At 32.1% G+C, this 13,708-nt stretch carries 16 protein-coding genes; 11 read left to right on the top strand and 5 right to left on the bottom strand.

The window, feature by feature from the left end:
• Nucleotides 1-323: 323 nt before the first annotated feature.
• From MHH46_RS22240 to MHH46_RS22230, 3 genes are all read right to left on the bottom strand, one after another.
• On the bottom strand, nucleotides 324-1,133 hold the full coding sequence (locus MHH46_RS22240) for a Shedu immune nuclease family protein (protein ID WP_076193122.1): 810 nt from the start codon (nucleotides 1,131-1,133) through the stop codon (nucleotides 324-326).
• Between the two features lie 206 nt (nucleotides 1,134-1,339).
• Nucleotides 1,340-2,518, bottom strand: a complete 1,179-nt coding sequence (locus MHH46_RS22235) for a hypothetical protein (RefSeq protein ID WP_076193124.1) — start codon at nucleotides 2,516-2,518, stop codon at nucleotides 1,340-1,342.
• Nucleotides 2,519-2,571: 53 nt separating this feature from the next.
• Nucleotides 2,572-2,982 carry a Bro-N domain-containing protein gene (locus tag MHH46_RS22230; protein ID WP_081387878.1) on the bottom strand — a complete coding sequence of 137 codons (411 nt, stop codon included), beginning with the start codon at nucleotides 2,980-2,982 and terminating at the stop codon, nucleotides 2,572-2,574.
• Here MHH46_RS22230 and MHH46_RS22225 point away from each other — a divergent pair.
• The 3 genes from MHH46_RS22225 to MHH46_RS22215 all read left to right on the top strand — a co-directional run bounded on the left by MHH46_RS22225 (nucleotide 2,950) and on the right by MHH46_RS22215 (nucleotide 4,664).
• Nucleotides 2,950-3,573 carry an HNH endonuclease gene (locus MHH46_RS22225; RefSeq protein ID WP_076193128.1) on the top strand — a complete coding sequence of 208 codons (624 nt, stop codon included), beginning with the start codon at nucleotides 2,950-2,952 and terminating at the stop codon, nucleotides 3,571-3,573. The two genes, MHH46_RS22230 and MHH46_RS22225, sit on opposite strands and share 33 nt — an antisense overlap.
• An 87-nt stretch (nucleotides 3,574-3,660) precedes the next feature.
• A complete protein-coding gene (locus MHH46_RS22220; protein WP_076193130.1) occupies nucleotides 3,661-4,002 on the top strand; it encodes a hypothetical protein in 342 nt (113 codons plus the stop codon).
• Nucleotides 4,003-4,145: 143 nt separating this feature from the next.
• Nucleotides 4,146-4,664 (top strand): hypothetical protein, encoded by a 519-nt coding sequence (locus MHH46_RS22215; RefSeq protein ID WP_076193133.1) that lies wholly within the window; start codon nucleotides 4,146-4,148, stop codon nucleotides 4,662-4,664.
• Between the two features lie 69 nt (nucleotides 4,665-4,733).
• Here the strand turns inward: MHH46_RS22215 and MHH46_RS22210 are convergent, their stop codons facing one another.
• On the bottom strand, nucleotides 4,734-5,048 hold the full coding sequence (locus MHH46_RS22210) for a hypothetical protein (RefSeq protein WP_076193135.1): 315 nt from the start codon (nucleotides 5,046-5,048) through the stop codon (nucleotides 4,734-4,736).
• A 162-nt stretch (nucleotides 5,049-5,210) separates the two neighbouring features.
• On the opposite strand from MHH46_RS22210, the gene MHH46_RS22205 reads away from it, so the two are divergent.
• The 8 genes from MHH46_RS22205 to MHH46_RS22170 all read left to right on the top strand — a co-directional run bounded on the left by MHH46_RS22205 (nucleotide 5,211) and on the right by MHH46_RS22170 (nucleotide 13,366).
• Nucleotides 5,211-5,423, top strand: coding sequence for a helix-turn-helix transcriptional regulator (locus MHH46_RS22205; RefSeq protein ID WP_076193137.1), 213 nt, complete (start codon nucleotides 5,211-5,213; stop codon nucleotides 5,421-5,423).
• Between the two features lie 386 nt (nucleotides 5,424-5,809).
• On the top strand, nucleotides 5,810-7,663 hold the full coding sequence (locus tag MHH46_RS22200) for an AAA family ATPase (protein WP_076193140.1): 1,854 nt from the start codon (nucleotides 5,810-5,812) through the stop codon (nucleotides 7,661-7,663).
• Nucleotides 7,664-7,713: 50 nt separating this feature from the next.
• Nucleotides 7,714-8,070: a hypothetical protein gene (locus MHH46_RS22195; RefSeq protein WP_076193142.1), complete on the top strand. Its 357-nt coding sequence runs from the start codon at nucleotides 7,714-7,716 to the stop codon at nucleotides 8,068-8,070.
• 29 nt (nucleotides 8,071-8,099) lie between these two features.
• Nucleotides 8,100-11,267 carry a metallophosphoesterase gene (locus MHH46_RS22190; RefSeq protein WP_076193145.1) on the top strand — a complete coding sequence of 1,056 codons (3,168 nt, stop codon included), beginning with the start codon at nucleotides 8,100-8,102 and terminating at the stop codon, nucleotides 11,265-11,267.
• Nucleotides 11,268-11,509: 242 nt separating this feature from the next.
• Nucleotides 11,510-12,085, top strand: coding sequence for a recombinase family protein (locus MHH46_RS22185; protein ID WP_076193148.1), 576 nt, complete (start codon nucleotides 11,510-11,512; stop codon nucleotides 12,083-12,085).
• 26 nt (nucleotides 12,086-12,111) lie between these two features.
• The gene (locus MHH46_RS22180) at nucleotides 12,112-12,393 is read left to right on the top strand and encodes a hypothetical protein (RefSeq protein ID WP_076193150.1); all 282 of its coding nucleotides are present in this window, start codon (nucleotides 12,112-12,114) and stop codon (nucleotides 12,391-12,393) included.
• 321 nt (nucleotides 12,394-12,714) lie between these two features.
• The gene (locus MHH46_RS22175) at nucleotides 12,715-12,933 is read left to right on the top strand and encodes a hypothetical protein (protein ID WP_076193152.1); all 219 of its coding nucleotides are present in this window, start codon (nucleotides 12,715-12,717) and stop codon (nucleotides 12,931-12,933) included.
• 73 nt (nucleotides 12,934-13,006) lie between these two features.
• A complete protein-coding gene (locus MHH46_RS22170) occupies nucleotides 13,007-13,366 on the top strand; it encodes a hypothetical protein (RefSeq protein ID WP_076193156.1) in 360 nt (119 codons plus the stop codon).
• A 63-nt stretch (nucleotides 13,367-13,429) separates the two neighbouring features.
• On the opposite strand, the gene MHH46_RS22165 is transcribed toward MHH46_RS22170, so the two are convergent.
• Nucleotides 13,430-13,684 (bottom strand): helix-turn-helix domain-containing protein, encoded by a 255-nt coding sequence (locus tag MHH46_RS22165; RefSeq protein WP_076193158.1) that lies wholly within the window; start codon nucleotides 13,682-13,684, stop codon nucleotides 13,430-13,432.
• Between the last annotated feature and the right edge of the window lie 24 nt (nucleotides 13,685-13,708).

Raw genomic sequence — 13,708 nt, 5'->3', positions numbered from 1 at the left:
TGTGCGTAATGGTTCGATTGATTACCTGAGTATAGTTTTGAGTTAAATCTGACAAGAATTTATTTTTCAAAGTATAATTTCTTGTCAGATTTAACTTCGTTTTATACTCAGGTGAGTATAATTTTTGGTCAATAATGACATCGATTTATACAGTATAAACAAAAGAACTAAGAGAAAGAAAAAAACTTACCTAGAAACCCCTTCGGGGAGGGTTTGGTTTATTCTCGCTTACGCTCCCTGAAGGTCAAGACCTTAAAACCCTGTCGCTTCGCTCCTGTCGTGCCGTTGGCACTCTTGCTTTAACACACAGTTTAATTTTTACGTTACAGTGAATCTAAATATTCGCGTTTCTTACTTAGTGGAATTCGGTTGTTAATTGCTAAGGACTCTCCATTGTACCAAGCCTCCATATCGTAGCCTAAATTTATTAGAAACTGGTTTTGCTCTTGAGTTATTTCTAGCTCAGCATACTTGAGGTAAGCAAAAAGCTGAACTTCGTTATTATTTATATATTTAATTTTAAACCCAGTTCCATTTTTAGAAAGTATAGTGCGAGGTCTCGGAAATGGTTCATGTGCTTGATGATTTATAATTGAGTCAAATGTCATAACATTAATATCATGAGTGTTTTTTTGATTGAACATATTAATATGTTCTTGAGTAAGTTTTTCGCTGTTTCTACCTAATACAAGTAAATACTTGAATTCCAAAGGGTTATTTGCCATTTTTAGAGGTCGGAAAAGCTTATTGAGTGAATCTTTTACTTCTCTTATATGCTCAGTTATATATGCCCTCCAAGACAAGACTTGATCATAAGCATTATTAAATTCGCTTGAGAAGTGAATACTACGACGATTATTAGTGAAGATTTTCTTGTGTTGATTCTCTATTTCAATACACACGACTTGCCATCTATCAGATGATTTTGTCATGTATAAAAAATCGGTTGTCAAGCTAGTTGAAATTGGGAATTTTGAGATAACGATATTAAAATGTAGTCTGTGATTGAGCAAAAAGGGCAATGGAATAAGTGATGAATTTTTTTCTAAGAATGTTTGGATATCGTTTTCATTTTTTGTTTGGTCATTCAACAAATGCTCAAAAGATTCAATAACAGAGGTCATATCAGTCATTCAACTCTTCTCCCATATCGTTAATTTTCTAATATTAATTCGTTACAGTTATCTGACTTACCTTTCTCAGTCTGGAAAAAGACTTCTTGTGTACTGTTTCTAAATCTAAAATGAATGCATTTCATCGACGATGTGTTACTAAATTCTAAGTGTCGTACGTTTTAACAATGGCAACCATTTCGAAGCAATATACCTAGCTTAGACTATCAATTTTCCTTTTCAGGGTACGTAGCTAAGTCTTTAAGTACTTTAGCGATATAATCAAACTCATCTTCACTGAAAGGTTCATTGTGTTCAAGGAATAAATCCTCTCCGTTTGCATTTACATAAGATAAGAATGCTTCTTCATATGTATTGTTAAAATGATTATCTGATTCTTTGATCTTTTTGAATGTAAGAGAACTAAAGCCAAACTTGCTTCGATTTGACTTGATGTTGGAAAAGTGAATTTTGAGACCATCATAAGAGTAAATAACTGAAATTTTATCAGAAAGTTGGAAACAAAATACCACGAGAAAATCTATATAACCCAGTAAATCAACTTGAGTAAGTATTTCTTCAAACATTTCTCTATCAATGTATTGGTTCTTAACTACATCAATTACTGAAGGTAACATTTTTTTGTTTTTCATAAAGGATTGATAATGAGAAGAGTAGAACTCGGTATGTTTATAAGCTTCAATATTATCCAAACCAATGTATCTTTCTACAAATACTTGGGAGTATGGTTCAGTCAACATATCTCCAGTTCTTGTATAAATTTCTTCATCCATAAGTAACACTGGAAATGGGTCGATAGCAAGTCTGAGTACAGCTATAGCTCCAATGCTTTTTTCAGTAAGTTTCGTAAATTCACTATGGAACCTTGTCTTGTCTTTATTTTGATTTAAAGCATGATTTCGTGAAACGTAAAAGGTATTGAAGCCTAACTTGTGGACTATCTTGTTAAGGTGTTCTTTTACACTTTGAAGCTCTACGAAGTAACTAACCATTTGATTTCTCATGTCGGCAAAAACATTTCCATTTGTGTTCAAGAACTTTATCATCTGATTAAACATTGGAAATGTACTTTGAGCCTTCCATTTCTTCAATTCTTCTTCACGTTTCTCAGTTTCCAATTCCATTAGATAGACCATAGAGGTTGAAATTTCTATAGACTGCCTCAAGGAATAATAGGCACAATCAAAATAACCCATTTCATAAACAGATATCGAATTAACGATTAGTTGTACAGCTTCATGAATGAAGGTATTAGCAATTTGAGCATCAATACGACCTGTCCAACTACCTTCAATGTTGGAGAGATCACTAAAATATTGCTCTTTTTCATGAAGTTGATATGGAACCAGATTGATTTTTTCTCTATGTTCAATGAAAAAAGGCATTGCCGTACTCCTATCCACTTGAATTATGGTAGTATATGTATAGGTCATTATAACTATCTTTGTAGAATTATGGAATACAAGAAATCACATATATTAGCAGAATTTGAGGGTATAACCTCATGCGTGATCCATTTACGGAAACTCTTTGCTTCTGGCTTTCGACTAGCCATGATCAAGGAGTATAGTCCAGATTCATTAATCGCTGACAATTGTTGATTCCCTCCAAGGGTGTCCATTAATACCGACCCCCTTTCGTCATTGTCCAGTCTACTTACAGCGTCACGATATTTCGATATTTCTAAAATATCGCAAACATCTTTTGCTACAAACCAAGGTTCATTGTTAATCATTACGGTTCTAACATTACGATCACCGTAAGAGAAGACATTAGATAATACTAATATTTTTAAAACGAATAAGGAGAATTCCAGATGACAATTCCACAGGGAATAACGCGTGAACATGTAATTAGCGCTATAAATGAAGTTAAAAACAACGGAGTTCCTAATCATAGGCATTCTATGAGATATATTCTTGTCTACGAAGGGGAAACATACCCACCTAAATATATAGTTGGACTCGCCAACAAGTATGCGAATGGATATGAATTAGATCGAAAAGATCATCATAGTGGTGCTGAGACTAACCAATTTCTTGAGAGTTTGGGATTTGAGGTAATAAAAAAAAGAACTCCAAATAATTGGCTATTACCAGGAGAGTTGCTCGAAAATAATACTTATGTAGAAGGTGCTAAAAAATCAATACTCGTGAATGCTTATGAAAGAAATCCTGCGGCAAGGGAGGCTTGTCTTAAACATCATGGTTATAATTGTGTAGTTTGTGAATTTAATTTCGAGGATGTATACGGGGAAATAGGTGAAGGATTTACACATGTGCATCATTTAAAACCGTTACATGAACTGAAAGGGGAGTACAAAGTTGATCCTGTAAATGATCTTCGACCCGTATGTCCTAATTGTCATGCTATGTTACATAAAAAAGAACCAGCATATACTATTGAAGAGTTGAGGACAATAATTAATAGAAAATGCTAAAGTAGTCGCAGATAGTCTAGTAATAGTGGAAGTGTTTGGGAAAAGACATGCAGATGTATTACGTAGCATTGAAAACAGGAGGCTTTAATGAAGCGATTTCCAAGTAAAGGGCAGATGTACCGTTATGCGATGAGGAAAGCTAGGCGTGATTGGGTGAAAGAATTAAATAAATCACAGCGCAAGAATAACTATACATACGGTAATCCCAAAGATAAACTAGTTACCCCTAAAAAATCTGATGATGGTGCAATTTTTATATTTATTATGATCCTTGTTGCATTGATTTTTGGAATTGTATTCAAGATTACTTGGTTGTGGTTATCAATTACTTTATTATTTTTATTAACGATCTTGATTAGTTTTCCTGTTCTATTACCTATCTTGTTGATATTAGGTGCGGTTGTAGTTTTGTCGATAATAACCAAGTAAGTAGTAAAGAGTAAAAAGGTATAAGGGATTCAATTTAGTGAGGACTTTATTGATGTTAACTCCGAATAATTTACGATAGAATAAAGCGGATTTATCCAAAACTATTACATACGCTGGAAGTGATTTGTATCAAAAGTAATAAGGTGAAATCTAAAAAACAATTTATCATACATATTGTTGTGTATTTTATTGAAATTGTATTGTTCACAAGTTTGATAATATGGATAATCGAAGGCTTGAATTTCAATAATAGAAGCTTCATTGATATTATAAAGCAATATGTTTTTGCATATACTCTGTATCAACTAATAATAATTGCTATCTTTAAGTTTAAAGACTCTGTAGAAATTGATGCTTTGACTTCAATTAAAAGTCTTATAGATAAGTTTCAAATTTATGCTGAATTTAATATTGAAATTCCTGAAAGTAATATAGAGGACGTTAGAGTGAAATTATTAGAGAATGATAAGGTAACTATGAAAAATGAACATAAAGTATTAGTTGGGGAAATAATAAAACAGGTTGAAAAATATAAAAAAGGAGATATAGGGAGGGATTATTTCAGATTTATTATGAAACAAGAGTCGAGAGAGGTTGAAACTAAACTAAAAATATTTAGTTTCCATTGGATGAACTCGATTTTCTTACGTGTACTTAAGTGATTAGCGAATAATTGAAAATATAAATAGCCCACTGTATACTTGATCAGCATATGAGGGCTATTTTTTTGTCTATAGTTTAATAAGTCCACTTGTAACAATATCAAATCCAGGTTCTATCCATTGAAAGAGACCATCACTACACTCTACCAGTTCTGGTATCTCAACCTCATCTACGCATGACCACCACAATAATTCATCACTACGTGCTAATCTATAGTTTTCATGTTGTTGAGCTTCCTGTTTGTCGAATGTGATAGTTAGCTTCTTAGACTTGATCCATGCTCCATTGTGGAGAATTTCCTTCAAAGAGCCCTCATAGGCATAAGCTGTTTTTACATTAGAAAATGTGATCGTTATGTCCAACTTAGTTTCGGTATTTATCATTATTTAATCCTCCATTTCAATTGTTGCCCCGTATGTATCGGCTATATTACTAAACTTTGCGATTAGATAAATAAGAATGTATACTAGGGCTGGCTGCAACAATATACCGACATCGGTATATTGTCAACTGCATATTTTCATGGAAAATCGAGGGGAAAACATATGAAATTAAGGATTAAGCTTCAGGATATCCTTGCTGAAAGAAAAATGACTCAGGTTCAGTTGTCCAAGATATCTAATGTGACTCAAGCTAAGATATCTAATTTATGTAATAACAAATTCAAGGAACTCAACATTGGTATTATTGAGCGAATAGCGGAAGCATTGGGGATAGATGACATTTCGGTGCTCATGCAATTGGAGGAGTGGGAGTAGTTAAGGGAGATATTTAGGGGATGTAGTGTTCAACCGCGCTGTAGTGTTATATATTCACGTTAACCTGTCTTATTTTGAAAAATAAAAATGTTGGAAATTCAAAAAAAATTTGCACTCTTACGTTAGCGATTCAACGGCAGAGTGCATTTTTTCGTTCTCCAAGGATTCTGTAGATTCAGCGAAGAATATGGGATATGGTTGACTCGCCAGAGTAGATAAAATTCAAGTTTTATCTATGTTCAATTATACATTAATCTCTATATATTCAGTGAATACATAAAAGCTTACGAAATTTATCTATTTGATATTATGTTATAATGTGGAAATGTTGAGAAAAATGGATATGTTTGATTCTAAAAAATTCATTAAAATTAAGGAGTCGGATGATGTATATTATAAACTCTTTGTTGGTAGAAGAAATCAAAGATTATTACATCTTAGAATCTGAAGAAGAGCGTGAACTCGAAATTTTGGATAATTTATCTAAAATAAATATTTTTGTAGGGTCTAATAATTCAGGTAAAAGTAGAATGTTAAGAGAAATATTTAAAATTGGAACTAATTATATAAAAACAAATTTTAATTTATTAGAGTTTAATCATTTAGTTGAGGCTTTGAAAAAGAATATCCACGAGATTATCCTGAAATATAATATTGCTGATTACAATGGATTTTTGCAAGATTGTAATAATTTAGAAGAGATTGATTTTATTCAAGAGGACATCAATTTTTTACAACCTATTTTATCTTTTATAGTTAGATTGATCAATATGCAGGGACAAGGTTCTATTACGACTAGTAGTTACACTTCGACCTTTTATCAACATGAAAATTTAAATCGTGATCTTAATGAGTGTGGTATTAAATTCAAACTGGAACTTGAAAAAATTATAGGTGATGAACCTGAACAGTACAATTTTAAGAAAATATACATTCCTACGTTACGTGGCTTAAGACCGTTTGAGTCTGAAGATGATATATATCATCTTCGAACTAAAAAAGATTATTTCCGTGATAAAGAGCAACTTGATATATTTACTGGACTTAGTTTGTATAATGATCTAAAAAAATTGCTTCTTGGGAAATTAGCGGATAGAGAAGTGGTTTCGAAATTCCAAAAATTTTTAGGAGATACTTTCTTTGAAGGAAAAGAAGTTACCCTAATTCCATATATAGATTCAGATGTGGTTTCTGTTAAAATTGGTGATGAAAATGAAAAGTCAATCTACAACTTAGGTGATGGCATCCAATCTATTATTATTTTAACATTTCCATTGTTTTTAAATGAAGGTGAAAATATGCTTATTTTCATAGAAGAACCAGAATTGTATTTGCATCCAGGACTTCAAAGGAAATTAATTGAAACCTTTATGAAATTTGAAAATTTTCAATTTTTTATTACCACGCATTCTAATCATTTCCTTGATATGACTTTAGATATTCCTTATGTTTCAGTGTATACGTTTAAAAAAGAATTTGATGAATCTGTTAATTCCCGAGAGAAAGAAGCTAAATTCATAGTTGATAACGTTAGTAATGAGGACAGTAATGTATTGGAACTACTAGGGGTTAAGAATTCTTCAATGTTTTTAGCGAATTGTACTATTTGGGTTGAAGGAATTACTGATAGATTTTATCTGCGTAAATACTTGCAGATTTATCAGGAGTCTTTAGGTGCTGTAGACAATGATAAATTTCGTGAGGATTATCACTATGCTTTCGTTGAGTACAGTGGAAATAATATAACGCATTGGTCATTTCTTGATGATGAGGAAGCTGATGTCGAAAATATAGTAAAATCAATGAATGCTGAGAAAGTTTGCGGAAAGCTATTTCTTATTACAGATAAAGATAGTGACGTAAAGAAAGATAGGCAGGATAGGCTAAAAGAAAAGCTTGGAGAAAGATTCTATTGTTTAGAATGTAAAGAAATTGAAAACCTTCTTAGTGTTGATGTTCTGAAGAAAGTTGTAAGTGATTATGAGAGAAAATCAGCAGTATTTAATCGTAATATTAGTGAAGCAGACTACAAAAATAAATATATTGGTAAATATATAGACGACCATCTTGTTGACAAAAAAAGAAGAGGTAATTATGGAGATAAGTCAGGAACTATTAAAAATAAAGTGAACTTTTGTGAGAAAGCTTTGAGCCATATACACAGTATTGAGGATATGTCTGAAGAGTCGATAGCACTCGCTAGAAAAGTATATGAGTTTATTAAGGATAATAACCAATAATCAAGTATCATTTTTAATTTAAAACGAATGTAAAAGAGGGGAAGAAAAAAATGAGTTTATCAATGTCAGAATGTAAGGTTTGTAATGGATACACAGAATTTGTTATCTATACTGGAAAAGCTTTTAATTCACTTGATGATATATATTCATCGATTTTGGTTGGTTGCAATTTTTGCGAAAAAAGAGGGACAATAGATGAAAAGTTAAATACTGATTTGCGAGCAGATTTCTTTAAGGATCAAATAAAAGAGGAATACGGAGTATCTGCATACATTAGAGCGTTTGAACCTAAATATCCAACATTCAGGCATTATTATCTAACTATGATTCAACCAGCTATCCAAGCAGGCATTAGGAGCAAGCTAGAGTATGATAAATGGTATTCGGATAAGGATAATACTAAATAAATGAATAATAAGTATAAGGGAGTGATCATGTGTTAAGGGTAGTTCATCTTTCTGACTTCCATTTCTCAAAAGATTCTAAGCGTGACTTTGAACTATATTGTATCAAACCCCTAATTGAAGATTTAGCGAGAATAAATCAGGATAAAAAGATAGATTTAATTATTTTTTCAGGAGACTTGATAGATAAAGGTGGATTAAGCTTTGGGCAAGAAAAGATAGATTTAGCATTTTTAGAATTTGAAGACTATGTTATTAAACCAATATTAGAAGAATTAAATCTTTCAAGAGACTCTTTTTTATTTGTACCTGGTAATCATGATATTGATAGAAAAGCAGATACAGAGCGTATGGAGAAAGCTCTTAATGTAACTTTGACATGTACAGAAGATGTGAACAAATACATTGATGATGATGATCTAACAGACGGATCAAAACGAATCATAAAGTTCAAAGAATTTGAAAAGTCATACTATTCTGGAACAAGGCATGATATTAGTAATTTTGCATCGACCTTTAGATTTAATTTTGATGGTTTAAGAGTGGGGGTAAGCTGCTTCAATTCTTCATGGAGATGCTGGGACAGTGATAAAGATAAAGGCAAAATATTGTTGGGTGAGAGACAAGTTGAAAATGCTATTGAAAAATTAGAAGGACTTGATTTGAAACTAGCAGTAATTCACCATCCACTTGATTGGCTAAACCAGTTTGAGAAGAAAAACGTTGAGAATCTAATTCATAAATATTACAACTTAATGTTTTGTGGTCATGTACATGAAGGAGAAAGCGAATACAAAACTAATATGTTTGGAGGGACTCTCTTAGTATCTGTGGCTCCAGCAAACTGGAGTGGTGGAATTCGTAGCGACGATCGTGCGTATTCCAATGGTTATGCATACATAGACTATACATCCGATAAAGTTGTTCTTACTAATAGAACATATTTTCATACAAAGAAATCTTATGGTCCCAACATAGCGTTAGGAAACGATGAAGGAAAGGCTATTTACTATTTACCTAATACCACAGTATTAGAGTCATTGAATAGTGCTAAAGAGATATGTGAGACTATTCGTAATGAGCAATTTTCTCAGACTAGTGAACATTTACTAAGTTTCCGTACTGAAACTTTGGCACCTAAAGAGATAAATAAACTATTTGTATTGCCTTTACTTACTACACAACTGAGCAAAGATAAACAAAAAATCTATACGCTAGATGAAATATGTTCTTTAGAACATCATACGCTTCTCTCAGGACCTAAGGAATCAGGTAAGACAATACTTCTAGATAAGCTTATGATGGAATTCACTGATAATGTATTTAAGTATAAAAAAATACCAGTTTTTATTGATTTGGAAAATTCTTCTAGTCGAATTGAGACTGAGATTAGTCGTTTTTTGAATATAAAAATAAGAAAAGTTGAAGAACTCTTAAATAATCATGAAATTGTATTATTAATTGATCAATTATCTACAATACCAAAAATAAAGACGAAATTAAATGCATTAAATCGATTTTTGGAAGAACACAAAAGTGTCCGTGTTATAGCAACTACTACTTCATTAATTAGTAGCGATATACCTATAGAATTTAAAAGCTATTCGGTACTTTCTCGTATGTTTTCAATACAAATCAATTTGTTTAAGTCTAAACAAATTAGAGAATTGACCAGTAATTGGTTCTCATTAAATCCTCATTATAATAATCCTGACAGTTTAGATGAAATAATTAAAGTTTTCAACAGATTAGATATTCCTAGAACTCCCCTTGCAGTCTCTATGTTTTTATGTATTTTTGAATTTCAACCTGGCATTTCACCTATAAATAACTCAGTATTATTAGAGAATTTTATAGAAATTCTTTTTGAAAAACATGCACCTAAGGAAATGTTTTCAGAAGAATTTAACTATAAAAATAAAATAAGACTCGTTTCAGAAATTGCCTACTTAATGTATGAGCTCAATGATCAAAACAAGAGGATTAACAGGATTCAACTTATTTCTTTTATACAGACCTACATGATCAACAGGAGGTTTGATTTTAAGGCAGATGAAATATTGATAGGATTAGAGAAGGTTGGATTATTTACTGAAGAATTTGATAAAGGTGAATATTATTTATCATTCCGATTCAAATGTTACTATAGTTTCTTCCTTATGAAGAACATGACCTTTAGAAGTGGATTTAAAGAAAAAGTATTTTCACAGGAAAGATATTTACATTTTATGGATGAAATAGATTATTACACTGGCGTGAAGGGTGACGAAGAAAATCTTTTATTAGAACTAAAGGACAGAATGCTAGAAAAATTCAAAGGCATTGTAGAAGCATATACTCCTTTAAAGAATCTTGATAGTATTTTTTTGAATTCAAACAATATACTTGCAGCAAACTTAAGTGAAGAATTTTTAGAAGTAATAGATACTACAAAAGATGATACAGAAGATTCTTTAGACGAAATAAATGATACAAGGCTGGAAATGTCAGCTTCTCTCCAAGTCTATAGTGAAAAAGAAAATATGGAGTTAACTCCATATCAACAAATCGAAAGGTCATTGATGATAGTTGCAAGAGTCTTAAAGAATACTGAAGAAACAACTGATGGTAATTTGAAATCATCTTGCTATAAAGAATTGATACATTGTTCTTCTGTTTTTATAAGTTTAGTAAGGTTATTATTAGAAGATAATAAATCGCAAAATACTGATGTTATAAATGATGAAGTGAAATTAAGTGAAATTGAGAATTTTTTAATAGATTATTTACCAGTAGGTTTGCAAATTTTCTTGCAAAATTTAGTTTCTTGCTCAAAGCTCTATGTAGTAATGGAGGATGATGTTAAGGAAAAGCTAAATTCACCTAATTTATACTCGGAACTTGAGACTATGATTTCTATTCTTTTATACTCGGATTCAAAATCAACTGCTAATTTGAAGTACTTAAAAGAGTTTTTGAAATTGCATAAACACAAATATATTAAAGAAAATCTTTTAATGAAATTGTTATTTAATTTCCTTACCAAGCCCAAAAACAGTGTGCAGGAAAACGAGTATCTGAATATGTTAGGTGAATTGGCTTCAAAGGGGCAGAGTCAGATAAATAAAGGTATAGTAAAAAGTAGAATAATGAATAAATATAGGGAAGACAAACTTAAAAGAATTCAGAATAATGAGTTAGATCAAGATTTTGAGCAGTGAAAAACCAAATGATTTTCTGAGAACATTATAATTACCGATTAGCTTTTTTGATAGATTACAAGAAAGGATCGTTTTTTCAAAAACGAATATTTATAAGACTTTTCAACCCACTCCATAATTGCTAGTCATATGGATTGATATTTAGTCCGAAACTCATCTCCTTATCAATGTAAATTTAGACTGGACTTTCCATCTTTTGAGATGTACAGTCTGGGCTAAGAACATGATGGGAGTTTTTTTTTATGGCTTTAATCGGATATAGCAGAGTCAGTACCCAAGACCAATCGTTAGATTTACAAACGGATGCGTTGACTAAAGCAGGTTGCATAAAGATATTTGAAGAGAAAGCATCGGGCAAAAACGATGAACGTACGGAACTTGCTAAAGCTTTAGAATATCTTCGTGAAGGAGATGCGTTAGTGATTTACAAATTAGACCGTTTGGCTAGATCAACCAAAAAACTCATTGAATTGAGTGAACTGCTTGAACAAAGAGGGATAGAATTAATATCCATACGTGACAACATAGATACTACTACGGCAGTTGGAAGAGCTATGTTCAAGATGCTTGCGGTGATTGCGGAGCTTGAACGTGACATTATTAGTGAAAGGACAATGGCAGGATTAGAAGCTGCTAGAGCAAGAGGACGTTTGGGGGGAAGACCTCGAACTGACAAAAAGAAATTGGATCAAGCAATAAAGCTATATGAAAGTAAACAATATACACTTAAGGAAATAGTAGAACTGACAAGTGTGTCGAAACCAACGTTGTATAGGGAATTAGACAAGATGAAGAGAAAAGTATTACAAATTATTTAATAAAGGTAGAGAAGGAGGGACATTATATGGATGAATACTTCCAATACATTGTAGAAAACTTAGATGCTCAAGACATTCAAATGCTAAGGTTATTATCGAATGAAGGTGCTACCGCTAAATATAAGAGTATATTTAATAAGATATTATTAGAGAAAAGCGGTATGTCTGAAGCAAAATATAGAAATGTGACGGTCCGATTAATGGCTATGAAGTTTATTGAGGCTAATACTACCTTTAAAGACCATTCATTATTTATTAATAGTTATGGGGAGAAAGCATTGAAAATAATCATTGAAAGAGAGTCGTAGCAATTTTGGAGTCATTATTGCAATTCCTCCATAAATTATTTATAGAGCCTTCATTATGAGGGCTTTTTTATTTTTAGCAGATAAGGGGGGGCTAATTAAAACTTTTAAAACTGATTTGAATATCCGTCAGGTAGGGGGCACTTCAGGAAGGCGCAGATCGATACATTGCATTGGTTATATTTACAATTAAATATTTTCTGATATAATGTAGCTATAAAATCAAATATCAATTCCAAACGCAGAAGCACTGCTGAATCTTAGACTTTTAGTCTTTGATTTAGTATGTGCTTTTTTTTCGTTTGTAAGGAAGGAGTGACAAAAATGATAGGTCAGAAGATTACAAGCTATAACGAGTTGCTACGATGTAAAGAACAGCAACAGATTTTAGAAATATGGATGAATGGCGAACTAGAGGAGAGATGCTTAATCGCCAGCTTTAACGAGGAAACAATTAAAACGATGCAAGGATGTTATTATCCGCGGAGTAATATTACTTTGCTAAAAGGTAGAGCGACGAAGGTCTATGAATTCAAAAAATGATAACATATTGAAACGCTGGATAAATATTGTACGTAAGATAGGCATGGTTAACTTTAACAGTGGAGGAATGAAAATGGATAAACAATTAACCCCTAGAAGAATTGTTGCTTTGATTATGATATTAGTAGGATTGCTTCTTTATTTTGATGGTAGGGATTTGAAAGTTACAGCAGACAATACTATGAGTTATATAATGTCACCAGCAACTGAAATCATCAATAACCCTGAGGCTCTTCCAAACTTTGATGCTGAAACATATCTCAATACTTCAATATCTGGGATGGTGGGGCTGAGTGTTGATATGATTCAATTCGCTGGTGAAGCAGAAGCAGGTATAGGGGCAATTGTTGTAGGCTCTATTTTATTATTTGTACGTACAATGGAGTGGGAAAAAAAGTTTTATAAAAAAGTAGCTTCGGTTTTCTTACCATAGAGAGATTCGAAAAAAGGAATTTGGGAAAGGCATTCGTTTTTAACATCCGAATGCCTTTTTTATTCAATTTTGTGTCCTATTGTTTTGATTCTGCATTTCAAACTCAATCTCCACAAGTCTCACTAAATCGGATGGCTTTATGTCCAAGCCCCTAGCAATATCAAACAAGCTAGTCAAAGTAGGTTGGTATTTACCATTCTCAAGTTCTGAGATATAGCTGCGTTCCAATGTGCTATCTACAGCAAGTTGGGCTTGGGTGATATTCTTATTAATACGAATACTTTTTATTACTTTTCCGAATACAGCTTCAAGTGGCAAAGGAAAGACTCCTTTTACACCTAT

It is taken from the genome of Paenibacillus sp. FSL H8-0175, assembly GCF_045040615.1.
GTDB classification, from domain to species: Bacteria; Bacillota; Bacilli; order Paenibacillales; family Paenibacillaceae; genus Paenibacillus_AQ; species Paenibacillus_AQ odorifer.
Note: the sequence above shows the minus strand (reverse complement) of the source record. Positions and strands in the feature narration are given on the sequence as shown.

Excerpts from the sequence above, each read along its gene's own strand:
- MHH46_RS22210 (WP_076193135.1), bottom strand. The coding sequence starts at position 5,048 with ATGATAAATACCGAAACTAAGTTGGACATAACGATCACATTTTCTAAT.
- MHH46_RS22200 (WP_076193140.1), top strand. The coding sequence starts at position 5,810 with ATGTATATTATAAACTCTTTGTTGGTAGAAGAAATCAAAGATTATTAC.
- MHH46_RS22175 (WP_076193152.1), top strand. The coding sequence starts at position 12,715 with ATGATAGGTCAGAAGATTACAAGCTATAACGAGTTGCTACGATGTAAA.
- MHH46_RS22230 (WP_081387878.1), bottom strand. The coding sequence starts at position 2,982 with ATGTTCACGCGTTATTCCCTGTGGAATTGTCATCTGGAATTCTCCTTA.
- MHH46_RS22205 (WP_076193137.1), top strand. The coding sequence starts at position 5,211 with ATGAAATTAAGGATTAAGCTTCAGGATATCCTTGCTGAAAGAAAAATG.
- MHH46_RS22185 (WP_076193148.1), top strand. The coding sequence starts at position 11,510 with ATGGCTTTAATCGGATATAGCAGAGTCAGTACCCAAGACCAATCGTTA.
- MHH46_RS22220 (WP_076193130.1), top strand. The coding sequence starts at position 3,661 with ATGAAGCGATTTCCAAGTAAAGGGCAGATGTACCGTTATGCGATGAGG.
- MHH46_RS22195 (WP_076193142.1), top strand. The coding sequence starts at position 7,714 with ATGAGTTTATCAATGTCAGAATGTAAGGTTTGTAATGGATACACAGAA.
- MHH46_RS22240 (WP_076193122.1), bottom strand. The coding sequence starts at position 1,133 with ATGACTGATATGACCTCTGTTATTGAATCTTTTGAGCATTTGTTGAAT.
- MHH46_RS22180 (WP_076193150.1), top strand. The coding sequence starts at position 12,112 with ATGGATGAATACTTCCAATACATTGTAGAAAACTTAGATGCTCAAGAC.
- MHH46_RS22170 (WP_076193156.1), top strand. The coding sequence starts at position 13,007 with ATGGATAAACAATTAACCCCTAGAAGAATTGTTGCTTTGATTATGATA.
- MHH46_RS22225 (WP_076193128.1), top strand. The coding sequence starts at position 2,950 with ATGACAATTCCACAGGGAATAACGCGTGAACATGTAATTAGCGCTATA.
- MHH46_RS22235 (WP_076193124.1), bottom strand. The coding sequence starts at position 2,518 with ATGCCTTTTTTCATTGAACATAGAGAAAAAATCAATCTGGTTCCATAT.